The sequence below is a fragment of the Neorhizobium tomejilense genome, from assembly GCF_964254135.1.
GTDB classification, from domain to species: Bacteria; Pseudomonadota; Alphaproteobacteria; order Rhizobiales; family Rhizobiaceae; genus Neorhizobium; species Neorhizobium tomejilense.
On record NZ_CAXUSO020000001.1, the window covers coordinates 1061291 to 1085477 of the forward strand.

20 protein-coding genes are annotated in these 24187 nt (G+C 62.4%); 6 read left to right on the plus strand and 14 right to left on the minus strand.

The genetic code is table 11. The annotated features are described in order from the left end of the window. The first annotated feature begins 25 nt into the window (after window positions 1-25). Window positions 26-955, plus strand: coding sequence for an IS110 family RNA-guided transposase (locus ACSQ3G_RS05510; protein WP_436109102.1), 930 nt, complete (start codon window positions 26-28; stop codon window positions 953-955). A gap of 496 nt (window positions 956-1451) precedes the next feature. Beyond that, on the plus strand, window positions 1452-4937 hold the full coding sequence (dnaE, locus tag ACSQ3G_RS05515; protein ID WP_436111671.1) for a DNA polymerase III subunit alpha: 3486 nt from the start codon (window positions 1452-1454) through the stop codon (window positions 4935-4937). 6 nt (window positions 4938-4943) lie between these two features. Here dnaE and ACSQ3G_RS05520 read toward each other — a convergent pair whose 3' ends face one another. Beyond that, on the minus strand, window positions 4944-6317 hold the full coding sequence (locus ACSQ3G_RS05520; protein ID WP_436109331.1) for a L,D-transpeptidase: 1374 nt from the start codon (window positions 6315-6317) through the stop codon (window positions 4944-4946). Between the two features lie 108 nt (window positions 6318-6425). After that, window positions 6426-7718 carry a DNA polymerase IV gene (locus ACSQ3G_RS05525; protein ID WP_436109332.1) on the minus strand — a complete coding sequence of 431 codons (1293 nt, stop codon included), beginning with the start codon at window positions 7716-7718 and terminating at the stop codon, window positions 6426-6428. Window positions 7719-7795: 77 nt separating this feature from the next. Between ACSQ3G_RS05525 and ACSQ3G_RS05530 the strand changes: the two genes are divergently transcribed. Beyond that, window positions 7796-8377 (plus strand): GNAT family N-acetyltransferase, encoded by a 582-nt coding sequence (locus ACSQ3G_RS05530; protein WP_436109333.1) that lies wholly within the window; start codon window positions 7796-7798, stop codon window positions 8375-8377. Between the two features lie 3 nt (window positions 8378-8380). Here ACSQ3G_RS05530 and ACSQ3G_RS05535 read toward each other — a convergent pair whose 3' ends face one another. Next, on the minus strand, window positions 8381-9031 hold the full coding sequence (locus ACSQ3G_RS05535) for an HAD family hydrolase (RefSeq protein WP_436109334.1): 651 nt from the start codon (window positions 9029-9031) through the stop codon (window positions 8381-8383). 1 nt (window position 9032) lies between these two features. Continuing rightward, window positions 9033-9341 carry a DUF3572 domain-containing protein gene (locus ACSQ3G_RS05540; protein ID WP_436109335.1) on the minus strand — a complete coding sequence of 103 codons (309 nt, stop codon included), beginning with the start codon at window positions 9339-9341 and terminating at the stop codon, window positions 9033-9035. 132 nt (window positions 9342-9473) lie between these two features. On the opposite strand from ACSQ3G_RS05540, the gene ACSQ3G_RS05545 reads away from it, so the two are divergent. After that, on the plus strand, window positions 9474-9845 hold the full coding sequence (locus ACSQ3G_RS05545) for a response regulator (RefSeq protein ID WP_007765577.1): 372 nt from the start codon (window positions 9474-9476) through the stop codon (window positions 9843-9845). Window positions 9846-9861: 16 nt separating this feature from the next. Next, window positions 9862-11232 carry a PleD family two-component system response regulator gene (locus ACSQ3G_RS05550; RefSeq protein ID WP_436109336.1) on the plus strand — a complete coding sequence of 457 codons (1371 nt, stop codon included), beginning with the start codon at window positions 9862-9864 and terminating at the stop codon, window positions 11230-11232. Between the two features lie 835 nt (window positions 11233-12067). On the opposite strand, the gene rpmG is transcribed toward ACSQ3G_RS05550, so the two are convergent. From rpmG to topA, 6 genes are all read right to left on the minus strand, one after another. Beyond that, entirely contained in the window at window positions 12068-12235 is a 168-nt protein-coding gene (gene rpmG / locus ACSQ3G_RS05555; RefSeq protein WP_003547442.1) for a 50S ribosomal protein L33, read from the minus strand. 91 nt (window positions 12236-12326) lie between these two features. Further along, complete coding sequence (locus ACSQ3G_RS05560; protein WP_105431073.1) at window positions 12327-13511, minus strand: MFS transporter; 1185 nt, start codon at window positions 13509-13511, stop codon at window positions 12327-12329. A 10-nt stretch (window positions 13512-13521) separates the two neighbouring features. Beyond that, window positions 13522-14208, minus strand: coding sequence for an NUDIX hydrolase (locus ACSQ3G_RS05565; RefSeq protein WP_436109337.1), 687 nt, complete (start codon window positions 14206-14208; stop codon window positions 13522-13524). Further along, window positions 14205-14657 carry a DUF983 domain-containing protein gene (locus tag ACSQ3G_RS05570; protein ID WP_105419507.1) on the minus strand — a complete coding sequence of 151 codons (453 nt, stop codon included), beginning with the start codon at window positions 14655-14657 and terminating at the stop codon, window positions 14205-14207. The genes ACSQ3G_RS05565 and ACSQ3G_RS05570 overlap by 4 nt, the downstream gene beginning before the upstream one ends. Before the next feature lies 1 nt (window position 14658). Beyond that, complete coding sequence (gene rnr / locus ACSQ3G_RS05575) at window positions 14659-17013, minus strand: ribonuclease R (RefSeq protein ID WP_436109338.1); 2355 nt, start codon at window positions 17011-17013, stop codon at window positions 14659-14661. Next, window positions 17010-19685: a type I DNA topoisomerase gene (gene topA, locus ACSQ3G_RS05580; protein WP_436109339.1), complete on the minus strand. Its 2676-nt coding sequence runs from the start codon at window positions 19683-19685 to the stop codon at window positions 17010-17012. Before topA ends, rnr begins: the two co-directional genes overlap by 4 nt. A 245-nt stretch (window positions 19686-19930) precedes the next feature. On the opposite strand from topA, the gene ACSQ3G_RS05585 reads away from it, so the two are divergent. Beyond that, the gene (locus ACSQ3G_RS05585; RefSeq protein WP_046605481.1) at window positions 19931-20137 is read left to right on the plus strand and encodes a hypothetical protein; all 207 of its coding nucleotides are present in this window, start codon (window positions 19931-19933) and stop codon (window positions 20135-20137) included. Here ACSQ3G_RS05585 and dprA read toward each other — a convergent pair. The 4 genes from dprA to ACSQ3G_RS05605 are packed head-to-tail and all read right to left on the minus strand — an operon-like array spanning window position 20117 to window position 24128. Further along, on the minus strand, window positions 20117-21259 hold the full coding sequence (dprA, locus tag ACSQ3G_RS05590; protein ID WP_436109340.1) for a DNA-processing protein DprA: 1143 nt from the start codon (window positions 21257-21259) through the stop codon (window positions 20117-20119). The genes ACSQ3G_RS05585 and dprA overlap by 21 nt on opposite strands. Window positions 21260-21272: 13 nt before the next feature. Beyond that, the gene (plsY, locus tag ACSQ3G_RS05595; RefSeq protein WP_436109341.1) at window positions 21273-21890 is read right to left on the minus strand and encodes a glycerol-3-phosphate 1-O-acyltransferase PlsY; all 618 of its coding nucleotides are present in this window, start codon (window positions 21888-21890) and stop codon (window positions 21273-21275) included. A 13-nt stretch (window positions 21891-21903) separates the two neighbouring features. Continuing rightward, on the minus strand, window positions 21904-23190 hold the full coding sequence (locus ACSQ3G_RS05600; RefSeq protein WP_436109342.1) for a dihydroorotase: 1287 nt from the start codon (window positions 23188-23190) through the stop codon (window positions 21904-21906). After that, window positions 23187-24128: an aspartate carbamoyltransferase catalytic subunit gene (locus ACSQ3G_RS05605; protein WP_046667737.1), complete on the minus strand. Its 942-nt coding sequence runs from the start codon at window positions 24126-24128 to the stop codon at window positions 23187-23189. The genes ACSQ3G_RS05600 and ACSQ3G_RS05605 overlap by 4 nt, the downstream gene beginning before the upstream one ends. Between the last annotated feature and the right edge of the window lie 59 nt (window positions 24129-24187).

The window sequence follows — 24187 nt, forward strand, 5'->3', positions numbered from 1 at the left end:
ATCCCGCAGGATAAGGATGGGTCTCATGAGCTTACCATCTTGCGTCGTCGGGATCGACATTTCCAAGTCGTTTCTGGATTGTTTTCTTCACCCCGCCGGTATGGTCCGTCGGTTTGACAATGACAGCCAAGGCCATCAGGCACTCATCGGCTTTGTCGCCGAGTATCAGGCCTTCGGCGTCCTGGAGGCGACCGGGCCTTATGACCGGGCACTTTGCCGACAGCTGCATCAGGCGGGATTGGCCTTCCATCGCGCCAATCCCCGCAAGGCACGCCAGTTTGCGAGAGCGGCAGGCTTTCTTGCCAAGACCGACCGGGTCGACGCACGCATGCTTGCCCTTTATGGAGCGACCATGTCTCTGGCTCCCGAGGCCAAGCCTGACGCAGCCCGTCAGGTTCTTCGAACCCTTGTCGAGCGGCGCGACCAACTTGTGGCAATGCGCAAGAGCGAGCGCATCCGTCTCGCCCAGCCCCATTGCCGGGACATCGACGAGAGCCTGCGACAGATGATGGAAGTGCTCGACCGGCAGATCGCCGCCATCAATGTCCGGATCGACATCCTGGTGACCCAGGTCGAGGCTCTGGCTGAAGATCAGGCGATCCTGCGTTCGGCGCCGGGCGTCGGTCTGCAGACGGCAAGCGTGCTTCTAGCCTATATGCCGGAACTGGGTCGTCGTGACCGCCGTTCCGTCGCAGCTCTTGCCGGCCTCGCACCGATCGCATGCGATTCAGGTGCCATGCGCGGCAAACGCTGCATATGGGGCGGGCGCAAACGCGTCCGCGACGCGCTCTATATGGCCGCACTTGCGGCCTGTCGGTCAGGTCCCTTCAAGCGCATATTCCAAGCCATGCGCAATGCCGGCAAACCTCCAAAGCTTGTCCTGATCGCCATAGCAAGACGGTTGCTCGTCGCACTTAACGCCGCAATGAGGGACCGAAAACCCTTCCAAGCTTGACACCAACAACACAGTTGCTCGGGCTTGACCCGAGGATCCATCCTCTAGGCGCCGCCCTATCGGGCATATTCAAAACCTCCACGGATGGTCATCCAGTCCGGATGTATCCGCATGCGCCGATCCGGCCAAAAATCCCACCGTTAACGCCTCGTTTACCAGGTGAGGGAGGATATCGCGATATGTTTGTTTCCGGTCTGTTCTTTTGTTGACTCTCAAACAAAATGAGAACAAATTAAAAACATAAGAGAACACGGGAGACGACGATGACTGACCTGCTTCGTGACATTGCCGCATTCGCTTCCATCGCCACCTTCGTGGCCAGCCTCTCCATGATCATGATGGCCATGTGATCGGGCATCCAGCCGGTCCCTCGGCCGAAAGGCGTTGAGGAGGGAATTCCGAACTGGACTCTCAAAGCCCTGCGCCGGACAATAGCCTGATTCATGAGATGGTTCCCGCTTCATCAAACGGGCAAGGCGCAGACATGGCAGACAAAATGGACATAAAATCGGGATCGGAAGAGCTGGGAACCAGCCCTCAATTCGTTCACCTGCGCGTCCATTCCGCCTACTCGCTTCTCGAAGGCGCCTTGCCGCTCAAGAAGATCCTCTCGAAGGCGATCGCGGACAATCAGCCTGCGATCGCGATAACCGACACCAACAATCTGTTCGTCGCGCTGGAATTCGCCCAGAAGGCGATCGGCGACGGCCTGCAGCCGATCATCGGCTGCCAGCTGTCGATCGATATGGAAGACCAGTCGGACGAGCGGCGCAACAGCCACCAGCAGCTCGCCAAGCTGCCGGCGATCGTCGTGCTGGCGGCCAATGCCGTCGGTTACGAACGGCTCGTCGACCTGATCAGCCGCGCCTATCTCGGCGACGAGGGGCATCAGTCCATCCATATCAGCCGCTCCTGGCTGGAGGACGGCGGCACCGAGGGGCTGATCGCGCTGACCGGGGCCGGAAGCGGGCCGGTCGACATGGCTCTGAAGGAAGGCAATGCTACGCTTGCCGAAGCAAGGTTGCTGAAACTCAAGGAGATATTCGGCGATCGGCTTTACGTCGAACTGCAGCGCCACGGCGCCTACGATCGGCGCCACGAGCACAAGATCGTCATGCTCGCCTACGACCACGACCTGCCGCTGGTGGCGACCAACGAGGCCTTCTTTCCCACCAAGTCCGAGTTTGATGCCCATGACGCGCTGATGGCGGTGGCACATAATGCGATCGTCTCGGACGACACTCGGTTCCGCCTGACGCCGGACCATTATCTGAAGAGCCGCGCCGAGATGGCAAAGCTGTTCGCCGACCTGCCGGAGGCGCTCGAAAATACCGTCGAGATCGCCCGGCGCTGTTCTTTCGTCCTGAAAACCCGCAATCCGATCCTGCCGCGCTTCACCGGCGCCACCGACGATCCGGCGGAAGCCGAACGCGCCGAGGCGGAGGAGCTGCGCCGTCAGTCCGTGGAAGGGCTCGAAGAGCGCATCGCGACGCTCGGCATGACGCGCGGTTATACAGAACAGGATTATCGCGACCGGCTGGATTTCGAGCTCAGCGTCATCGAGAAGATGAAGTTTCCGGGCTACTTCCTGATCGTTGCCGACTTCATCAAATGGGCGAAGCAGCAGGGCATCCCGGTCGGTCCCGGCCGTGGTTCGGGTGCGGGCTCGCTGGTCGCTTATGCGCTCACCATTACCGACGTCGATCCGCTGCGCTTCTCGCTGCTGTTCGAGCGCTTCCTCAATCCGGACCGCGTCTCGATGCCGGACTTCGACATCGACTTCTGCCAGGATCGCCGCGAAGAGGTGATCCGCTACGTGCAGCAGAAATACGGCCGCGAGCAGGTGGCGCAGATCATCACCTTCGGTTCGCTGCAGGCGCGTGCCGCGCTTCGCGACGTCGGCCGCGTGCTCGAAATGCCCTATGGCCAGGTCGACAAGATCTGCAAGCTGGTGCCGAACAACCCGGCCAACCCGACGCCCCTGTCGAAGGCGATCGAGGAGGATCCGAAATTCCAGGAGGAGGCCGACAAGGAGCCGGTCGTCGCCCGCCTCCTCGATATTGCCCAGAAGATCGAAGGCCTCTACCGCCACGCCTCGACCCACGCCGCTGGTATCGTCATCGGCGACCGTCCGCTGTCGAAGCTTGTGCCGATGTATCGCGACCCGCGCTCGGACATGCCGGTCACCCAGTTCAACATGAAATGGGTGGAGCAGGCGGGTCTGGTGAAGTTCGACTTCCTCGGCCTGAAGACGCTGACGGTTCTGAAGACCGCCGTCGATTTCTGCCGCAAGCGCGGCATCGAGATCGATCTCGCCAAGATTCCGCTCGACGACACCAAGACCTACGAGATGCTGTCGCGCGGCGAGACGGTCGGCGTGTTCCAGGTGGAAAGTGCCGGCATGCGCAAGGCGCTGATCGGCATGCGGCCGGACTGTATCGAGGACATTATCGCGCTCGTGGCGCTTTATCGTCCGGGCCCGATGGAAAACATTCCGACCTACAATGCCCGCAAGCACGGCGAGGAGGAGATCGAATCGATCCATCCGACGATCGACCACCTCCTGAAGGAGACCCAAGGGGTCATCGTCTACCAGGAGCAGGTCATGCAGATCGCTCAGGTGCTGTCGGGCTATTCGCTCGGCGAGGCCGACCTGCTGCGCCGCGCCATGGGCAAGAAGATCAAGGCCGAGATGGACCAGCAGAGCGAACGCTTTGTCGATGGCGCAATCAAGAACGGCGTCTCCAAGCCGCAGGCCAACAACATCTTCGAACTGCTGGCAAAATTCGCCAACTACGGCTTCAACAAAAGCCATGCCGCGGCCTACGCGATCGTTTCCTACCAGACCGCCTTCATGAAGGCGCATTATCCGGTCGAGTTCCTCGCCGCGTCGATGACCTACGATATGTCGAACAGCGAGAAGCTGAACGACTTCCGCCAGGATGCCGGCCGCCTCGGAATCGCGGTCATTCCGCCGTCGGTGCAGACCTCGTTCCGGCATTTCGAGACCGGCGACAACCGGATCTATTACGCGCTGGCGGCCATCAAGGGCGTCGGTGAGTCGGCGGTCGACCACATCACCGAAGTGCGCGGCGATGTACCGTTTGCCAGCATCGAGGACTTCTGCCTGCGGATCGATCCGAAACAGGTCAACCGTCGCGTCATGGAAAGCCTGATCTCGGCGGGTGCCTTCGATTGCTTTGGCCGCGATCGCGCCGAACTGAGCGGCGGTCTCGACCGCATCATCGGTTATGCGCAGCGTGCGCAAGGGGAGAAGGTCAGCGGCCAGCACGACATGTTCGGCTCGTCCTCCGCCTCCGGGCCGGAAACGTTGATCTTCCCGTCGTTTACGCCCTGGATGCCGTCCGAAAAGCTGATGCGCGAATATCAGGTGCTCGGCTTCTATCTCTCGGCCCACCCGCTGGATGCCTATGCCAACGTGCTTGCCAAGATGCGCGTCCAGAACTTTGCGGACTTTTCCGCCGCCGTGAAACAGGGCGCTACTGCCGGCCGGTTGGCCGGAACGGTAACCAGCAAGCAGGAGCGCAAGACCCGCACCGGCAACAAGATGGGCATCGTCACCTTCTCGGATGCGACCGGCCAGTTCGAGGCGGTGCTGTTCTCGGAGGGGCTGGCGCAATATCGAGACCTGCTCGAACCCGGCAAGTCGCTGGTCATCACCGTGCAGGCGGAAGAGCGGCCGGAAGGCATCGGCCTGCGCATCCAGACGGCGCAGTCGCTCGAGGAAAAGTCGGTGCAGATGCAGAAGGCGCTGCGCGTCTTCGTGCGCGATTCAGGCCCGATGCGCGCCGTCGCGCGACACCTCAACGCCCGGGGCGACGGGCTGGTGTCCTTCGTGATCATCAAGGATGACGGCAAGCGGGAAATCGAGGTGGAGCTGACGGAAAAATACCGCATCTCGCCCGAAATCGCCGCGGCGCTGAGGACAGCGCCGGGCGTTCTCGACGTCGAGCTGGTCTAGAAGACTTTAATAGAGGCCGTAGGCGCGGGGCTTGACCGCCGTCCGTCGCTGGCTGACCGGCTGCGGCCTGGTGATGGAGGCCTGCGCTTCGGCCACCCGCTGCACCGGCTGGGTGACGGTGATAAAATCGGTGCCGTCGCCGGTATCCTGGCCGATGCCCTGGTCGTTGATCGTCAGAGACGAGCCGTCGCTGATCAGCGTTTCGATCCGGTCGCGAATGTCGGCCGGGATTTCGATGCGGTTGAGAGCCTGCGCGGCGGCGCCCGGCGCGTAAGGATCGTCGGCGACGGTGATCCCGAGCCGCTGCTTCATTGCAGGGGTAAGGCCGTTGGGAACCGTGACGCTGTGCCATTCGGCCGTCTCTTCCTTGCGCTCGACCTTGTCGACGCTGAAGAAATGCGTGCCGAGCGCGATTTCGGGATCCTTGATGCCGACCGGAGCCTCGAACAGCGGCTGGAAATTCTGGCGCACCATGATCTGGCCCATCGGCGGGCGCGGCTTGCCCGCGGTTTCGTAAAGCGAAGCCAGGAATTCCGGCGTCACCAGCGCGCCCTTGGGCGACAGGTTCTTCCAGCGCTTGAACCCGGCAATCGCGCTGCGGGTCATCGGACCGGCGAACCCGTCGCCGCCACCGGTGTCGAACCCGAGCTGCTGCAACAGGATCTGGGCATCCATCAATGTCTCGCGCTCGCCGCGGCGGGTGATGAGGATGCGCAGCGGTGCGACATCATCCTCTTTCGCGGCCGCGACCGGTTGGGTCGGAGCCGGCCGCGCGTCGGTCGTCGGATGGACGATCGAGGGATTGTTCGGAACGACGTTCATCGCCACTTCGACCGGTTTCGAGCTGCTGCCGATCGACGAGGTTCGCAGTTGGACATCGGAAAGCAGCGGTCCTGTCGGCAGCGGCTTGCGCGGCAGGAACAGGTTGGCGTTCTCGATCAATTGCGGCACGACCGGCGCATCGGTGATGATCACATGCGCGCCGCGCTCGGTCATCTGGAAGAGCGACTTGGCAAATGCGCCCGGCATGCGCACGCAGCCATGCGAGGCCGGATAGCTCGGCACGCTGTTCGACTCGTGAAGCGCGATGCCGGACCAGGTCAGGCGCTGCATCCACGGCATGGGCGCGTTCGAATAGAGGTTGGATTCGTGATATTTCTGTTTTTCGAGGATCGAGAAGATCCCGCTCGGCGTCGTGTGGCCTTGCTTGCCGGTCGACACCTTGGAGGTGGTGAGGACCGTTTCGCCGTCATAGACGACAAGCGACTGCTTGTCCTTGGAAACGATGATCTGCAGCGTGCGGGCACCTTCCGCAAAAGCCGCATGCGACAGCATGGTCGCAGACAAAAGACCTAACCCGAACACCAGGCGACGCAACATGACCGACCCCATACGCAATACAAGACCCGCATATTAGCGCACGAGGTTTAAGGAAGGTTATCCGCGCCGCGAGTAGTTTTAACGTTATGGTTAATAACGGATCACATTTCATTGATCCCGTCGGCGGTTCCCGAAAGTATATCCGGTCTCGACGGCGGCCTTGCCGAATTTGTCGCGCAGCTTGTCCATCGCCGCTTCCGCAGCCGCCCGCCGGCCGGCCTGGCGGTCGACGAGGTCGGGCGGATCGGCAAGTGTGGGATCGCCGAGATCGGTGACGCCGATGCCCAGCAGGCGGAATTTGGTGCCGTCGGTCTCGCGCTCCATCAGCGACAGCCCGGTGCGAAAAATGCGGTCGGCGAGCTGTGTCGGGTCCTCCAGCCGCTTGTTGCGGGTGCGGCTCTTGAAGTCGGAGGTCTTCAGCTTGAGAACGACGGTCTGCCCGGCAATGCCGTGTTTCTTCAGCCGCGCCGAGACCTTTTCGGAAAGCCGCCGCAGGATCGGCACGAGGTCTTCATAGCTGGAGATGTCGTCGAAGAAGGTGGTCTCGGCCGAAACGCTCTTGGCCGCGTCGTTTACATGCACTTCGCGATCGTCGATACCGCGCGAAAGGCGATAGAGCCGCTGGCCCATCGAGCCGTAGCGGCGCATCAGGTCGGCCTCCTGCATGGTCTGAAGCTGGCCGATGGTGCGGATCCCGTCCGCCTCCAGCGTCGCGTTGAACGCCTTGCCGACGCCCCAGATCGTGGTGACCGGCCGCGCCGCCAGGAATTCCAGCGCCTCCTCCTGGCCGATCACCGAAAAACCGCGCGGCTTCTGGAGATCCGAGGCGACCTTGGCGAGAAACTTGCAATAGGAGAGGCCGACCGAAACGCTGATGCCGATCTCGTCCTGCACCCGCTTGGCGAACTTGGCGAGAATTCGCGCCGGCGGGGCGTGGTGTAGCCGTTCGGTGCCGGCGAGTTCGAGGAAGGCCTCGTCGATCGACAGCGGCTGAACGAGCGGCGTCAGATCGTGCATCATGGCGCGCACCTGCCGCCCCACTGTCACATATTTTTCCATGTTCGGCGGGATCACGACAGCGTCGGGGCAGAGCTCCAGCGCCTTGAACATCGGCATCGCCGAGCGCACGCCGTTGATGCGGGCGATATAGCAGGCCGTCGAGACGACACCGCGTTTGCCGCCGCCGATGATCACCGGCTTGTCGGCCAGCTCCGGATTGTCGCGTTTCTCGATCGTCGCGTAAAAGGCGTCGCAATCGATATGCGCCAGCGTCAGCGCGTAGAGTTCCTTGTGATAGACGAGACGCGGGCTGCCGCAGGCGCGGCAACGGCGCACTTCCGCCTTCTGCTCAGCAAGGCAGTCGCGACAGAAGCCGGGTGTCTTGTCAGGCGTGGGCGTCATGGCAGAGAACAAAGGTTGAACACCGCGACGTTAAAGCCTAAGTTCGTGAGTCACAAGGTACGGTGTGGAGGTTTGGCGTGGATATCGATCTTCGTTTCGAGCCTGTGACGGCGGAGCGCTGGGAGGATTTCGAAATGCTCTTCGGCCCACATGGAGCCTTCTGTGACTGTTGGTGTGTCGCTCTGCGCCTGCCGCATGCGGTGCGCACCAGGATGCAGCCGCAGGAGCGGAAGGATCATATCCACGATCGTATAAATGCCGGTCCGCCGCCCGGCATCCTGGCCTACGCGGATGGTGGGCCGGTCGCCTGGGTGCAAGTCGGACCGCGCCATGATGTGCCGCAGTTCAATTCGCCGCGCACCGTCTCGCGCCCGCTGGAGGAGGGGGATGCAACCGATCCCTCTGTCTGGGCGGTCAGCTGCTTTTTCCTGACGCCGAAGCTCAGGGGCAAAGGGCTGAGCCACCGTCTGCTGTCGGGTGCCATCGACCATGCGCGCCAGATGGGAGCGCGGTTCGTCGATGCCTGCCCGATCGATCATGTAAAGCAGTCGAAATCGGTGACGCTGTGCATCGGCTCGACGGCGATCTTCGACGCTGCAGGTTTCGATGTGGTGGAGCGCCGCAAGGACGGACGACCGCTGATGCGGCTGGAGCTTTAGATGTCAGGCGGCTTTGGACTGGATATGGTGACGGATCAGTCCGGCGGCATGGGTCCAGTCCATCGCCCGGACGATACCTTCGTCCGGTTTCGGCGCAAGCAGATGCAGGGGCGAGTCCGGCATCATGTGGAGGACAAGGCATTCGGCGACGTGATCCCGCACCGAGTGGAGATTGTGCGCCATATCGTCGATGAAGACGCAGGGCAGGGGACGTCCGGCATGCAGGCGCTGCATGATCGGTCCCTTGGGCTCCTCGCTGGCGATCAGTGGGAAGGTGAGGCCGATCTGGTCGAGAAGCCGGCGGCGGTGGTCGCGATAGCGCGGCGGCATGGCGGTGAGAAACACCACGTCCGCATCGTCCGACAGCGTCTGCAGTGTCTGGACGACAAGTTCGGTCGGGATCTGCCAGTTTTCCTGCGCCTCGAAAAAGGCTTCGATCAGCCGCCGCACCTGCACAGGCTCGAGCGCCGTCTGGGTCTCGGCGGAGACGATATTGCCGGTAAGGCGGAAGGAGCGCGGCAGCAGTTCATGACCTTCGCCGCGCAGAAAATCCTGAAAGGGGGCCACGAAGTGCAGCACCACATCGTCGATATCGCAAACGACGAGCGGCCGGTCGCCGAGGCGCACATGGGAAAGGTCGAGGATCTCGCTCATCTCAATAGTCGCCGGAGCCGAGCCCGGGACCGGAATAATGCTGCCAGGCTGCTGCCACGGTCTCTGGCTTTGTACCCGTCGCCTCGCAGAAGGCAAGCAGGGTCGGCTCATGAGCCATCAGGAAATCGATCATGCCGGCGAGAAAGCCCGGATCGTTTACCGCATTGCGCAGCTGGTTGGGCTGGACGCCGGAGAGGGCGAGGAATCGGCCCAGCATGTCGGGTTCGTTGGCGAGCCATCCGAGAATGGCGCCCGCCGTCTCTTCCGCCTTGGCTTCGTTGCTTCGAGCATTACCGGGTTCGCGCCGCATTGTCCGCCGAGTTACCTCTTTTTCAACTAAATGGCTTTACCGTGCCTGATAGGCGCTCTGTGGAATCGGCCGTTCCGGGAGCTTATATACTGAAGGCACTCATGCAAGCCGGGATTTAAGGAACGGATCGCTATGCCCAAACGGGTCATGATCGTCGAGGACAACGAGCTGAACATGAAGCTCTTCCGCGACCTGATCGAAGCATCGGGATACGATACCATCCAGACCCGCAACGGTATGGAAGCGCTTGATCTTGCACGCAAACATCGCCCCGATCTGATTTTGATGGACATCCAGCTGCCCGAGGTTTCGGGTCTGGAAGTCACCAAATGGCTGAAGGAAGACGATGAATTGCACGTCATTCCGGTGATCGCGGTGACCGCCTTTGCGATGAAGGGCGACGAGGAACGCATTCGCCAGGGCGGTTGCGAGGCCTACGTCTCGAAACCCATCTCGGTGCCGAAGTTTATCGAGACGATTAAAACATATCTCGGCGACGCGTGAAAACGGGACGGACCTCATGACGGCGCGGATACTGGTAGTCGACGATATTCCAGCGAATGTGAAGCTGCTCGAAGCCAGGCTTCTGGCTGAATATTTCGACGTCCTGACCGCCGACGACGGCTACAAGGCGCTGGCAATCTGCGACAGCACGCATGTGGACCTGATCCTGCTCGACATCATGATGCCCGGCATCGACGGTTTCGAAGTCTGCGAGCGGCTGAAGGGCAATCCGCGCACCGCCCATATTCCGGTCGTCATGGTCACCGCGCTCGACCAGCCCTCCGACCGCGTGCGCGGCCTGAAGGCCGGCGCCGACGACTTCCTGACCAAACCGGTCAATGACCTGCAGCTCGTTTCGCGCGTGAAAAGCCTGGTGCGGCTGAAGACGCTCAGCGACGAACTGCGTATCCGCGCCGACACTGCCAGCAATATCGGGCTGGAAGACATGCTCAAGGGTGCCGACGGCCGCGAAGAGACGGCCCAAGTCCTGCTCGTCGATGGCCGCGCGAGCTCGCAGGAGCGCATCATCAAGGCGCTGAAGCCGGTCGCCGGCGTCATTGCCATGTCCGATCCGCAGGCAGCGCTTTTCGAGGCGGCGGAGAGCCCGGTCGATATGGTGATCGTCAACGCCAATTTCGACGAATACGATCCGCTGAGGCTCTGCTCGCAGCTGCGCTCGTTGGAGCGCACCCGCTTCCTGCCGCTGCTGCTGGTGACCGAGATGGGCGCCGACGATTTGATCGTGCGAGCGCTCGACCTCGGCGTCAACGACTATATCGTCCGGCCGATCGATCCGAACGAACTCGTGGCCCGCGTGCTCACCCAGATCAAGCGCAAGCGCTACAACGATCGCCTGCGCATGAGCGTGCGCCAGACGATTGAGCTTGCCGTCACCGACGGGCTCACCGGACTCAGCAACCGGCGTTATCTCGACAATCACCTCAAGGTTCTGTTCAACCGGGCTGCCGCACGCTCCAAGCCGCTGTCCGTCTGCATCACCGATATCGACCGCTTCAAGTCGGTCAACGACGCCTACGGTCACGATGCCGGCGACGAGGTGCTGAAGGAATTTGCAGCCCGCGTCCGCTCGACCGTTAGGGGAGCCGATCTTGCCTGCCGTTACGGGGGTGAGGAATTCGTGGTGGTCATGCCCGATACCGACGCTACGTCGGCCGGAGCGATTGCCGAACGGCTGCGCAGCATCATCGAGAGCCAGCCGTTCCATTTGAAGACAGCGGGTATCATGCTCAACATCACCGCCTCGCTCGGCCTCGCCTGCAGCACGCAGGGCGCCGAAACGCCGGAACAGCTCCTGAAGCAGGCCGATCGCGCGTTGTATGAAGCGAAAAACGGTGGGCGCAACCGGGTGGTTGCCGCAGCCGCGTAGAGAATCAGCAGATACTGAAATTCCTGCCCCGCCTTCGCCGAATGGCGAAAACACCGAGAAAAAAGCGCCCGGTCCCCAGTTATTTTTGAGCGGAACCCAACTTTTTGTAGGTGCTAATTAATGGAAGAATTTCATGAACAGCTGTCAGTTAACGGGACTGCTGCAGCGCATTCAAGAAATTTCGAATGTATCCGCGCACTCTCAGATTTGCCGGCAGAGAATAGCTGTTTGTATTGGCTTTGAATTTTTTGCATGGCTGAGAAGATAGACAGTGCTCGCCAAGGATGTGCTTGAAAGTTGGAAGGCATTTCTGAGAGCTAGATCAAAGTAAGCATATAAAGCGCCGGGAACAACTTTGGATTTATGCCAGGAAAATCGAAAAAATATCAGTAGCGGCCGCGGATTTTAACCAACAACAGTGAAGGATCCGGTTGGAGATTAAGATTGTGTTGATTTTCTTTTCGTTTTGCGCAATTTTGGCCCCGACCAGACAGTGTACCCGAAATGGTACATAGATACCCCATGATGCTCAGGTCCGCCGCATCTCCTGGGTCGTGGGGTCGGTCGACCGGCAGGCATACCAAAGCGGTTCCTCGTGCCGTGATTGCAGGCTGGTCGACCCCCATTTGAAAGCGCCGCTTCCAGTTTCTGGAGCGGCGCTTTTCCATTTCTACGCAACCCGTCCCGCTCTGGATCACTCGGCTACCGCAACGGCCCGAAAATCGGTTCCGAATTCTGGAAAGCCTGCGGCAATGGGAGAATCAGGGTGAAGCTCAAAAGAAAAGGCGCCTGACCCTATCGGCCGGCGCCCTTCGACAACCCTCGGATCAAGGCCTTACTTGATCTTGGTTTCCTTGAACTCGACGTGCTTCTTGGCGACCGGGTCGTACTTGGTCTTGGTCATCTTGTCGGTCATCGTGCGGCTGTTCTTCGTGGTGACGTAGAAGAAACCGGTGTCAGCCGTCGACAGCAGCTTGATCTTGATGGTCGTAGCTTTCGCCATGGTGTTCTGCCTCTAAGAAAAAATGAAGCCGCGGACGCGGGTTGGGTCCACGGCGAAATCTGGCGCGAAATTACAAATCGCGCCCGAAAAGTCAACTCCGTTTTGACCGGAAAAGCATCCGGCAGATGGAAACCAGCACATAGAAGCCAAAGAATCCCGCCAATGCCCAGGCAAAACCGTCATTGCCGGCGATATCGATGGCCGCGCCGATGCCCTGTGGGCCGGCAACAGTGCCGACCGCATAACAGAAGATGAAGGCTGCGTTGGCGGCGGCAAGGTCGGCTCCGCTGAGCCGCGATCCGAGATGTGCCAGGCCAACGGTATAGAGGCCGGAGACGCAACCGCCCCAGAAGAACAGGACCACGGCCATCATGATCCAGTTCTGGATCAGGAAGGGCAAGGCAAGCGATCCCGCGACGCCGAGCACCGCCATGGCGGTCAAGAGTGGCCGCCGATCCCTCAGCTTGTCGGAATAGAGGCCTAGCGGGATTTGGAAGGCCATATTGCCGATGCCCATCACCGTCAGCAGCAGGGCGGCCTGCTGCTCGGTCAGCGCAGACCGAATCGCATAGATCGGGAACAGCGACAGCCCGCCCGCCGAAACCGCGCCGAAGGCGAATACCGCCGCCGTCGCTGTCGGCACAAGGAAGATGTAGTGGAAGAAGTGCCGGTCCGGCTTGGTATCCAGCACGGGGCTTTCATTGCGGGCGATGAAGATCGGGATGATCGCCAGCATGATGATCGCCGCGCCGACCAGGAAGGGCAGGACGCCGTCGCTGCCGAGCGCAGAGAAGAGCAGGGGCCCGATCGCGAAGCCGATGGCCAGCACCGTGGCATAGATGCCGAGAACGAGCCCACGGCGCCGGGGAGGGGCCGCCTCGTTGATCCAGAATTCCGACAGGATGAAAAGCGTCGTCGTCGCGCCGTGGAAGGTGAAGCGCAGCGGGAACCACATCCAGAAGGCATCCGCGTAAAAGAAGCCGATGGCGCTGACTGCGGCGACGAGCACCGCGAACATCATCGTCCGCGCGACGCCGTAGTCGTGAGCGATCTTGGTGGTGATCGGCGCGGCCGCCATGGAGGCGACGCCGGCCATGGCGGCGTTGAGGCCGATCAGGGTGGAGGAAATTCCGCGCTTTTCAAGAATGATGCTGAGGAGCGGCAGGCCGAGGCCGATGGCGATGCCCACTGCACTGATGGCGGATATGGCGGCGATCAGCGATGGCCAGTGAATCTTGTCGACATGGCCGTTGGCGTCTGTCGTCGGCTGAGCCATTCAATATTCCTTACAGTCGGCTGCGGACGAATCGTCCATGACGCATGAAGTAGAAGGACACCGGGCTTCCAAACGGTAAAGATGGATCGGAGACCATCAGGTTTTTCACGTCCTCCAGAACCGCCTGTGTGATGCGCGGGAGTTTCAGACCCGAAAGCTCGGCAATGTCAAGCCAGCGCACGTCCTGAAGTTCGCTTGAGTCGCCCAGGCGCGTCATGTCGAAGCGGGTTTCGTCGGCAAAGGTGAGAAAGAAGCGCGTATCGTAGCGCCGGACATTGCCTGGCGGCGTGATGGCGCGGGCGACGTAGCGCAGGCGGGAGAGGTCGGCAGCGCCGCCGCCGGCAAGCCCGGTCTCCTCCTGGAGTTCCCTGAGGGCCGCGAGCGCCAGTGCCCGGGCGCGGGCCGAGGTCATGCGGGCGGTGGTGCCTGCCGCCAGCTTTTCGAAGACGAGCGGGTCGAGATCGGCGCCGAAGGGGAGGGCATGGTCGCGAGGATCGCGCTTGCCGCCCGGGAACACGTAGACATCAGGCATGAAGACATGGCCGCTGCCGCGCCGGCCCATGAGGACCCGGGGAGCCACGTCCGAGCGATCGATCAGGATCAGGGATGCTGCGTCCTTGGGCGTCACGCCGGCCACGCGCGCATGCTTCGGCGCGTCCATTGCGAACGGAGCCTGTTCCTCGGCCGACGATGTCATGCGATCGGTCCGCCCCGGCCCGGATCGACGGCTTCGTCGTCCGTGCCATTGAAGCCGTGCATCTTCAGCGCCCATTGAAAGCCGATGACGCCGCCCTTGATCGGCTGGATGGTCAGAAGCGCCGCAAGGATCGCCAGCGGCACCCAGATGGCGAGGTGCACCCAAGGCGAGACCCGAAGCGTCATGTCGGTCAGCATGTAGCCGGTCATCAGCACGTGGCCGACGACGACGATCACCAGATAGGCCGGCAGGTCGTCGGCGCGGTGATGATAGATTTCCTCGCCGCAGACGGCGCAGGTATCGACCGGTTTGAGGAACGCCCGGAACAGGCGGCCGGTGCCGCAGGCAGGACAGGTGCAGAGCAAGCCCCGCCTGATGGAGCGGCCGAGTGGCCTTTCGGCCTCCTGTGCGCCACCGTATCGGACCGTCTGTTCGTCCTGCTTCTGCATCCTATCTCCTTCGGCCGCTCCGCGGAGGCCGCGTGCCGGGTTGGGTCCGGCCACGCCGCCCCGATTTGTGGAAGGAGCGGATCGCGGTCGGCAATTTCTTGCCCTCGCTCAGCATCTCGAACTGCAGCGCGCCGGCAAGCGGGATGGCCTGTTTCAGCCGCACATCGACCGTATCGCCGATCTGGTAGCCCAGACCGGTCTTCTCTCCGGACAGCGCCTGATGCGCCTCGTCGTAGATGAAGTAGTCGTTGCCGAGCGTGGATATAGGTATGAATCCGTCCGCACCATAGGTCGGAAGCGAGACAAATAGTCCCGCCTTGGTGACGCCGGAGATCCGGCCGACGAATTCCTCGCCGATGCGCTCGGAGAGGTGATGGGCGATCAGCCGGTTGATCGTATCGCGCTCGGCGGCCATCGCACGGCGCTCGAAGGTCGAGATCTCGGCGGCGATATCGTCGAGTTGTGCCTCTTCCTCCGGCTTGATGCCGCCTTCGCCCAAGCCCAGCGACCCGACCAGTGCGCGGTGCACGATGAGGTCCGCATAACGGCGGATCGGCGAGGTGAAATGCGCGTATTTCATCAGGTTGAGGCCGAAATGGCCGATATTCTCGGGGCTGTAGATCGCCTGGCTCTGGGAGCGCAGCACCATCTCGTTGACCATTACCTGGTGGGCCGTGCCCTCGGCCTTGGCGAGAATGCCGTTGAACGAGTTGGCGCGCATCTGGCCGCCCTTGGCCATCGGAATGCCGAGCGTCGCGAGAAACTCGCGCAGCGTCTCCTGCTTGGCGAGCGAGGGCGTGTCGTGGATGCGATAGATCAGCGCCTGCCGCCTCTTTTCCAGCGTCTCGGCAGCGGCGACGTTCGCCTGGATCATCATTTCCTCGATGAGCTTATGCGCATCGAGCCGGTCCGGCACGAAGACCCGGTCGACCGTGCCGTCGGGCTTCAGCAGGATCTTGCGCTCCGGCATGTCGAGTTCAAGCGGCTGGCGGCGGTCGCGGCCGCGCTTCATCACCCCATAGGCATGCCAGAGCGGCTTCAGGATCGGATCGAGCAACGGCCCGGTCTTGTCGTCCGGCTTGCCGTCGATCGCCGCCTGCGCCTGTTGGTAGGAGAGCTTGGCGGCACTCTTCATCATGATGCGATGGAACGTGTGGCCCGCCTTGCGGCCTTCCCTGGAGAAGACCATGCGTACCGCAAGCGCCGGTCTATCTTCGCCTTCGCGCAGCGAGCAGAGATCGTTGGAGATACGCTCGGGCAGCATCGGCACGACGCGGTCGGGGAAATAGACCGAATTGCCGCGCTTCAACGCCTCGCGGTCGAGCGCCGAGCCGGCACGGATATACCAGGAGACGTCGGCGATCGCGACGGTGACGATCACGCCGTCCGGATTGTCGGGCGAGGGGTCGAGCTCCGCATAGACCGCGTCGTCGTGGTCCTTGGCGTCGGCCGGGTCGATGGTGATCAGCGGCAGCGAACGCCAGTCCTCGCGTTGCGACAAGGAAGCCGGTCTTGCCGCTTCCGCCTCGTCGAGCACCGCCTTCGGGAAGATATGCGGAATGCCGTGCGAATAAACGGCGATCATCGAGATCGCCTTTTCCGAGCCGATCGTGCCGACGATCGACAGAACCCGGGCGCGGGGGAGGCCGAAGCGGCCCGAACGGACCACTTCCGTCTCGACCAGGTCGCCGTCCTTGGCCTCGCCGATATCGACGGGCTCGATCACCATTTCCTCGCCGCGCCGGTCGATCGGCAGCAGACGCAGCTCGCCATCGGCGAGCTGATGGACGATGCCGAGCGAGGCGCCGCGACGCTTGTCGATGATCTTGATGACGCGGGCGGTATAGGCAGGGCCGCTGCGGTCCTTGTTGGGGAAGATCTTTGCCAGAACCCGATCGTTGAGACCTGCGGCAGTCACCCTGCCTTTGCCGCGGCTGTCCGACGATTGCCGGATCAGCACGGCCGGCGCCGCACCCAGCTCCTCCGGCCATTCGGCCGGGCGGGCGATCAGTTCGCCATCCTTGTCGCGGGTGGTGATGTCGAGAACGGTGACCGGCGGCAGCGCATCGGGACGGGTCAGCGACTTGCGGCTCTTCTTGAGAAGGCCTTCCTCCTCCAGCGTCCGCAGGAGATCCTTCAGTTCGACGCGGGTGTCGCCCTTCAGCCCGAAGGCCTTGGCGATCTCCCGCTTCGACCCCTTGTCTGGGTTTTCGGCGATGAATTCGAGCAGGACATCACGCGGCGGCACGGCACCGTGGATGATCACCGGCTTCTCCGTTGCAGAAGCGGCGTGACCGCGGGCAACCTTTTCGGGGCGTTTTCCCGGATGTCTCGATCTATCGCGTGGTTCTCTCACGTGCCTGTCTTCTTCGCCTTGGGTGCGGCCTTTTTCACCGGAGCTTTCGCCTTGGCGGCCGTCTTGGCTTTCGGTGCTGCCTTCTTGGTGTCGGTGGTCGTCTTGGCGGCGGCTTTCTTCGGCTTTGCCTTGGACGACGGCGCCTTGCCGCCCTTTTCGATGATGAAGGCCATCGCCTGTTCCATCGTCACCGATTGCGGGTCAAGCCCCTTCGGCAGCGTGGCGTTGACCTTGCCCCAATTGACGTAGGGGCCGTATTTGCCGTCACGCACGGTGATCGTGCCGCCGTCCGGATGGTCGCCGAGTTCCTTCAGTGCCGCAGGCGTGCCACGGCCGCGGCCACCGCCAGCCGCCACCTTGCTCTGCTTTTCGGCAAGCACGGTCACAGCGCGGTTGAGGCCGATCGAGAACACGTCCTCGATGCTCTCCAGGTTGGCATAGCTGCCGTCATGGAGCAGGAACGGCCCGTAGCGGCCAAGCCCTGCCGAAATCATCTTGGCTGATTCCGGATGTTTGCCGACGTCGCGCGGCAGGTTGATCAATGCCAGCGCCTTTTCGTGGTCAATGTCCTCGGGCTTCCAGCCTTTGGGCAGCGACGAACGCTTGGCTTCCTTGCCTTCGCCGCGCTGGATATAGGGGCCGAACCGGCCGGAACGCAGCGTCAGTTCCTCGCCCGTGTGCGGATCGGCACCGAGTGCCTTCGGTTCGTTGAGAGCGTTCGCTTCCGCATCCGCGCCGCCTTCCGAGGAAAGCTGGCGGGTGTAGTTACAGTCCGGATAGTTCGAGCAGCCGACGAAGGCGCCGTATTTGCCGAGCTTCAGCGACAGGTTGCCCGTGCCGCAGACCTGGCAGATGCGCGGATCGCTGCCGTCCTCCCGCTTAGGGAAGACCAGCGGCGCTAGCGTCTCGTTGAGCGCATCGAGCACGTTGGTGACGCGCAGTTCCTTGGTGTCCTCGATCTGGGCGAAGAAATCCTGCCAGAATTCGCGCAGAACCTGCTTCCAGTCGAGCTCGCCGGCAGAAATCTTGTCGAGCTTTTCTTCCAGATCGGCGGTGAAGTCGTATTCCACGTATTTCGTGAAGAAGCTTTCGAGGAAGGCCGTCACCAGCCGGCCCTTCGAATGCGGGATCAGCTTGCGCTTGTCCATCGTCACGTATTCGCGGTCGCTCAGCGTCTTCAGCGTCGCGGCATAGGTGGACGGCCGGCCGATGCCGAGCTCTTCCATCTTCTTGATCAGCGAGGCTTCCGAATACCGCGGCGGCGGCTCGGTGAAGTGCTGGCTGGCATTCACCTTGTTCTTGTCGAGCTTTTCGCGGGCGTTGATCTCGGGCAGGCGACCATCTTCATCGTCATCCTCGCTCTTTTCGGCATCCTCGCGGTTGTCCACGTAGGCGCCGAGGAAGCCGTCGAAACGGATCACCGAGCCGACGGCGCGAAGGCCAGCCTTCTCGCCCTTGTTGTCGGCGAGGATCTCGACCGTGGTGCGCTCGATCTCGGCGGACGCCATCTGGCTGGCGATGCCGCGCTTCCAGATCAGCTCGTAGAGGCGGGCCTGGTCGGCGTCGAGATAACGGCGCACCTGGTCCGGGGTGCGGGTGAATTCGGTCGGACGGATCGCTTCGTGGGCTTCCTGGGCATTCTTCGCCTTGGTGGAATAGAAGCGCGGCTTTTCCGGCAGGTAACGCTGTCCGAACTGGTCGACGATGGCGCTGCGGGCAGCATCGACTGCCTCCGGCGCCATCTGCACGCCGTCGGTACGCATATAAGTAATGAGACCGACCGTCTCGCCGCCGATATCGACGCCTTCATAAAGCTTCTGCGCCACCTGCATGGTGCGCGAAGCGTTGAAGCCGATATTCGAGGAGGCAGCCTGCTGCAGCGTCGAGGTGGTGAAGGGCGGGCCGGGGTTGCGCTTGACGGGCTTCGCCTCGACCGTATCGACCAGATAGGTCGCGCCGTCGAGCAGCGCCTTCAGGCGGTTGGCGTCCTCGCCGTTCTTGATCGAGCGGGCCTGCAGCCGCTTGCCGTCGGCCGAGACGAGGCGCGCCTCGAACTCGTCGCCGCGCGGGGTGCGCAACAGCGCCGACAGGTTCCAGTATTCTTCCGAGACGAAACGTTCGATCTCCGACTCGCGGTCGCAGACGAGCCGCAGCGCAACCGACTGCACGCGACCGGCCGAGCGCGCGCCCGGCAGCTTGCGCCACAGCACCGGCGACAGATTGAAGCCGACCAGATAGTCGAGCGCGCGGCGGGCGAGATAGGCGTCCACCAGCGGCACGTCGATATCGCGCGGATTGGCCATCGCATCGAGCACGGCCTTCTTGGTGATGGCGTTGAAGACGACGCGCTTGACCGGCTTGTCGCCGATCAGCTTCTTCTTCTTCAAAAGGTCGAGCACGTGCCAGGAAATGGCTTCGCCTTCGCGATCCGGGTCGGTCGCGAGGAACAGGCCGTCCGAGCCTTTCAGGGCGTCGGCGATATCCTTCATGCGCTTCTGGGAGGCGCTATCGACTTCCCACAGCATTTCGAAGTCCTGGTCGGGAAGTACGGAACCGTCCTTGGCCGGGAGATCGCGCACATGGCCGAACGAGGCGAGAACCTTGTAGCCGGGGCCGAGATACTTGTTGATTGTCTTGGCCTTGGCGGGAGATTCTACGACGACAACATTCATTTTGCTTCTCTGCAATAGAGGCTTGGCCCGGAACCTTTGCAGTCCAGGCGGAAATCTGACCTCCCGACATGGAGGGCGTTTGCCTCGCGGTCAAGGGGCGTGTGCCAAATTATAGGGTACAACGAGATGCAACCCCAGGAAGATTTACAATTGGTTGCAATCTTAAATAAATGCGATATGGTCCCTCGCATACCTTGAGGTGAATTTATTTGGACCGGTGGCCGACTTTTTTGACAGGATAGAAAATGATTTCCCGAAGTGAGACAAACGGCCGGCGCGAGGACGATACCAGGGAGAATATAGCCTATATAAGGCAGATGCTCGGAGAGCTCCGGCAGGTCGCCTTGGGAGAGGGAGCCGATATGCTCTGTTATCTCATCGAGATGGCCTATGTGGAGGCGGGGGATGTACAGGCCGGCCGCCGTCCCCGCTCAGTCTTCCATCGCGATTGAAACCAGACCGCCGACATGCCGATGCAGCCGACCGGCGAGATCAAGTTCCAGCAGGATGAGATAGACGGAAGAGGCGGGCAGTTCCGTGTGGCGGATGATGTCGTCCACTTCGACCGGCGTCGGCCCCAGCGCCGAAACGATGATCGCCCGATCGTCGTCATTGGGCGGCAGTATGTCGCTGAACTTCTTGGGCTCTTCCACCACAGAGCCGCTGAACAGATCGAGTTGCGAGAGCGGCGCCAGGGCTTCGATGACGTCGGCAGACTCGGTTGTGACGATGGCGCCCTGTTTCAGGAGCCCGTTGGTGCCGTGGCAGCGCGGATCGAGCGGCGAGCCGGGAACGGCGAAGACAAGCCGTCCGAAATCGGTCGCCATCCTGGCGGTGATCAGCGAGCCGGAACGCTCCGCTGCCTCGACCACGACGACGCCGAGCGAAATGCCGGATATCAGCCGGTTGCGGCGGGGGAAATCCCGTGCGCGGGGCTCCCAGCCGAAGGGCATTTCGCTGACGGCAAGGCCTGCACCCTCGGTGATCTCGTCGAGCAGAGGCACGTTCTCCGGAGGATAGGGCTGGTCGAGCCCACCGGCCAGCACCGCGATCGTTCCGGTTTCCAGGCTGGCCCGATGGGCGGCGGTATCGACGCCGCGGGCAAGGCCTGACGTCACCGTATAACCGGCCCGGCCGCAATCCCTTGCGATCATCGCCGCGAACTTGGCGCCCGATATCGAGGCGTTGCGCGACCCAACGACGCCGACCGATGGACGGGTCGCGGCGGAAAGGTCACCTTTCATGGCAAGAAGCGGTGGCGCGCCTTCGATCTGGCGCAGCGCCGGCGGATAGTCCGGTTCGCCGATGCCGACGAAGCGAGCGCCAAAGCGATGGGCGGCTTCGAGTTCGCGTTCAGCCTCCTCCACCCCGGCAATCCTGATCGCTCTGGTCGCTCCGCCGCGGGCGGAGAGTTCGGGTAGCATGGCAAGAGCGTTTTCCGCCGAGCCGCAGTGGTTGATGAGATCTCGAAACGTGGCGGGGCCGACATTGTCCGAACGGATCAGCCTCAGCCAGGCGATCCTTTGCCTCTCCGTCAGCGCAATTCCTGTTCGTTTCGCGCTGCCGTCCGGCATTGTTTCCCCCGGTCTATCCCTTTTGGCCGATCCTGCTTTCGGTGCCGGCAATCAGCCGCTTGATATTTTCTTCGTGCTTCCACCAGGAAATCGCGGTCATGACGGCCAAGACGAGCGCGATCTTCGGCTCGTTTAAGAACCACAGCACAACCGGAATGACAAGAGTTGCAACCAGAGCGGAGAGCGACGAATATTTGCTGATCTTGGCGACGCCGAGCCAGATCGCCGCAAACACCAGCACCATCCAGGGAGCGACGCCGAGCAGCGTGCCGATATAGGTGGCGACGCCCTTGCCGCCCTTGAAACCGAGCCAGACCGGGAAGAGATGACCCATGAAGGCCGCAAAGCCGGCAAGCAGGCCGGCTTCTTTCCCGAACAGATACCAGGCGATCAGCGCAGCGACGGTCGCCTTCAGCGCGTCGAGCAGCAGGGTGGCCGCGGCAAGCTTCTTGTTGCCGGTGCGCAGCACGTTGGTGGCGCCGATATTGCCCGATCCGATCGACCGGATATCGCCGAGGCCCGCCGCACGGGTGAGGATCAGGCCGAAGGGAATGGAACCGAGCAGATAGCCGAACACCAGCGCGGTCAGTGCGATCGGCAGGGTGATCTGCCAGTTGAAGAGTTCACTCACGCCCGTGCTCCCCTTAAAGCGTGTAGACGCACTTGCCGGCCACATAGGTGGCGACGGCGCGGCCCGAGAAACGCGCGTCTTCGAACGGCGTGTTCTTCGACCGCGACAAGATCATATCCTTCGAAACGATCCAAGGCTCGTCGAGATCGATCAGCGTGATATCCGCCTTGGCGCCGGGCTTCAGCGTGCCGGCATCGAGCCCAAAAATCTGCGCCGGCCGGGTCGACATCGCATCGATCAGCCGCATCAGCGGCACGCGACCGTCATGGTGCAGGCGGAGTGCGGCCGCGAGCAGCGTCTCGAGGCCGATCGCCCCGTCCTCGGCATCGGCAAACGGCAGGCGCTTGGTATCGACGTCCTGCGGATCGTGTGAGGAGACGATGATGTCGATCGTGCCGTCCGCGAGCGCATCGGCCATCGCCACGCGATCGTCTTCGGAACGCAGCGGCGGCGAGAGCTTGAAGAAGGTCCGGTATTCGCCGATGTCGTTCTCGTTGAGCGCCAGATGGTTGATCGACACGCCGCAGGTGGCGTTGGCGCCGCGGGCGCGGGCGACGCGCATGGCTTCGGCCGACTCCGCCACGGAGATCTTGGCCGCATGGTATTTCGCCCGCGTCAGGCCGGCGATCCTCAAGTCCCGTTCGAGCGGGATGATCTCCGCTTCTTTCGGCACGCCGGAGAGGCCGAGCCAGCTCGCGAACAGCCCTTCGTTCATGACGCCGTTGCCGAGATATTTTTCACGCAGTTCGAGCGAGACGACCGCATCGAACTCGCGCGCATAGGTCATCACCCGGCGCAGGAGCAGCGTGTCGGAAAGCCCGTGCCGGCCGTTGGTGAAGGCGACGGCGCCCGACTGCTGCAGCAGGCCGATCTCGGTCATTTCCTTGCCGGCCAGCCCCTTGGTGAGGGCGGCGGCCGGATGGACGTTGACGACCGCCTTGTCGCGCGCCGTCTTCTGCACGAATTCGACCAGCGCGATATCGTCGATCACCGGATCGGTGTCGGGCATCATGATGAAGGAGGTGACGCCGCCGGCTGCCGCCGCCCGGCTTGCCGATTCGATCGTTTCGGTGTGTTCGGCACCGGGTTCGCCGACATAGACGCGGGCATCGACGAGGCCCGGCGTCGCGACGAGGCCCTGGCAGTCCCGAACCGCCGCGCCTTCCGGTGCGCCCTGGTTCTGGGCATCCTTGCCCGATGCGAGGATGCGGCCGTCGGCGCCGATGATAATCGTGCCGGTCTCGTCGAGATTGCGCGACGGGTCGATGATGCGGAGGTTCTTCAGCACGGTAGGGGTCATGCGCGTTCTCCCTGGTTCTGGGAGACGAGCAGGGCCTCCATCACGGCCATGCGGACCGCGACCCCCATTTCCACCTGTTCCTCGATGACGCTCTGCGGGCCATCGGCCACTTCGGAGGCGATCTCGACGCCGCGGTTCATCGGGCCGGGATGCATGACCAGCGCATCCGGCTTGGCAGCCTTCAGCTTTTCGGCATCGAGCCCGTAGAAGCGGAAATATTCGCGCACCGACGGCACGAAGGCGCCGGCCATCCGCTCGCGTTGCAGGCGCAGCATCATCACCACGTCGGCATCCTTGAGGCCTTCTTCCATGGAGTGAAAGACCTCGACGCCCATGTCCCTGATGCCGGAGGGCAGCAGCGTCGACGGCGCCACCACGCGAACCCGCGCGCCCATGGCGTTGAGCAGGAGAATATTGGAGCGAGCGACGCGCGAATGCAGCACATCGCCGCAGATGGCGACGATGATGCGCGACAGCTTGCCCCTGGCGCGGCGGATGGTGAGCGCGTCGAGTAGCGCCTGGGTCGGATGTTCGTGCTGGCCGTCGCCGGCATTGATCACCGAGCAGGCGACCTTTTGCGCCAGAAGCGCGGCGGCACCGGCCGAGGAATGACGCAGCACCAGCACGTCCGGGCGCATGGCGTTCAGCGTCATCGCCGTGTCGATCAGCGTTTCGCCTTTTTTCACCGAGGAATTGCCTACCGACATGTTCATCACATCGGCGCCGAGGCGTTTGCCGGCGAGTTCGAAGGACGATTGTGTACGGGTGGAGGCTTCGAAGAACAGGTTGATTTGGGTGAGACCACGCAGCGTGGAGGTCTTTTTCTCCCGCTGCCTCGAAATCTTCACGGCCTCGTCGGCCTTGTCGAGAAGAAAGGTGATATCCTGTTCGGTAAGGCCCTTGATGCCAATCAGATGGCGGTGAGGGAAGAAGACCATGGACACGTCTCCGCTTGCGTTCGGCGGTCTATAAGGTCTGACGGCAGGAGCCGCAAGCG

Excerpts from the sequence above, each read along its gene's own strand:
- ACSQ3G_RS05545 (WP_007765577.1), top strand. The coding sequence starts at position 9,474 with ATGCCCAAACGGGTCATGATCGTCGAGGACAACGAGCTGAACATGAAG.
- ACSQ3G_RS05535 (WP_436109334.1), bottom strand. The coding sequence starts at position 9,031 with ATGAGCGAGATCCTCGACCTTTCCCATGTGCGCCTCGGCGACCGGCCG.
- dnaE (WP_436111671.1), top strand. The coding sequence starts at position 1,452 with ATGGACATAAAATCGGGATCGGAAGAGCTGGGAACCAGCCCTCAATTC.
- ACSQ3G_RS05525 (WP_436109332.1), bottom strand. The coding sequence starts at position 7,718 with ATGACGCCCACGCCTGACAAGACACCCGGCTTCTGTCGCGACTGCCTT.
- ACSQ3G_RS05520 (WP_436109331.1), bottom strand. The coding sequence starts at position 6,317 with ATGTTGCGTCGCCTGGTGTTCGGGTTAGGTCTTTTGTCTGCGACCATG.
- dprA (WP_436109340.1), bottom strand. The coding sequence starts at position 21,259 with ATGCCGGACGGCAGCGCGAAACGAACAGGAATTGCGCTGACGGAGAGG.
- ACSQ3G_RS05540 (WP_436109335.1), bottom strand. The coding sequence starts at position 9,341 with ATGCGGCGCGAACCCGGTAATGCTCGAAGCAACGAAGCCAAGGCGGAA.
- ACSQ3G_RS05565 (WP_436109337.1), bottom strand. The coding sequence starts at position 14,208 with ATGACATCGTCGGCCGAGGAACAGGCTCCGTTCGCAATGGACGCGCCG.
- ACSQ3G_RS05550 (WP_436109336.1), top strand. The coding sequence starts at position 9,862 with ATGACGGCGCGGATACTGGTAGTCGACGATATTCCAGCGAATGTGAAG.
- ACSQ3G_RS05600 (WP_436109342.1), bottom strand. The coding sequence starts at position 23,190 with ATGACCCCTACCGTGCTGAAGAACCTCCGCATCATCGACCCGTCGCGC.
- topA (WP_436109339.1), bottom strand. The coding sequence starts at position 19,685 with ATGAATGTTGTCGTCGTAGAATCTCCCGCCAAGGCCAAGACAATCAAC.
- ACSQ3G_RS05585 (WP_046605481.1), top strand. The coding sequence starts at position 19,931 with ATGATTTCCCGAAGTGAGACAAACGGCCGGCGCGAGGACGATACCAGG.
- ACSQ3G_RS05560 (WP_105431073.1), bottom strand. The coding sequence starts at position 13,511 with ATGGCTCAGCCGACGACAGACGCCAACGGCCATGTCGACAAGATTCAC.
- ACSQ3G_RS05510 (WP_436109102.1), top strand. The coding sequence starts at position 26 with ATGAGCTTACCATCTTGCGTCGTCGGGATCGACATTTCCAAGTCGTTT.
- rpmG (WP_003547442.1), bottom strand. The coding sequence starts at position 12,235 with ATGGCGAAAGCTACGACCATCAAGATCAAGCTGCTGTCGACGGCTGAC.
- ACSQ3G_RS05570 (WP_105419507.1), bottom strand. The coding sequence starts at position 14,657 with ATGCAGAAGCAGGACGAACAGACGGTCCGATACGGTGGCGCACAGGAG.
- ACSQ3G_RS05605 (WP_046667737.1), bottom strand. The coding sequence starts at position 24,128 with ATGGTCTTCTTCCCTCACCGCCATCTGATTGGCATCAAGGGCCTTACC.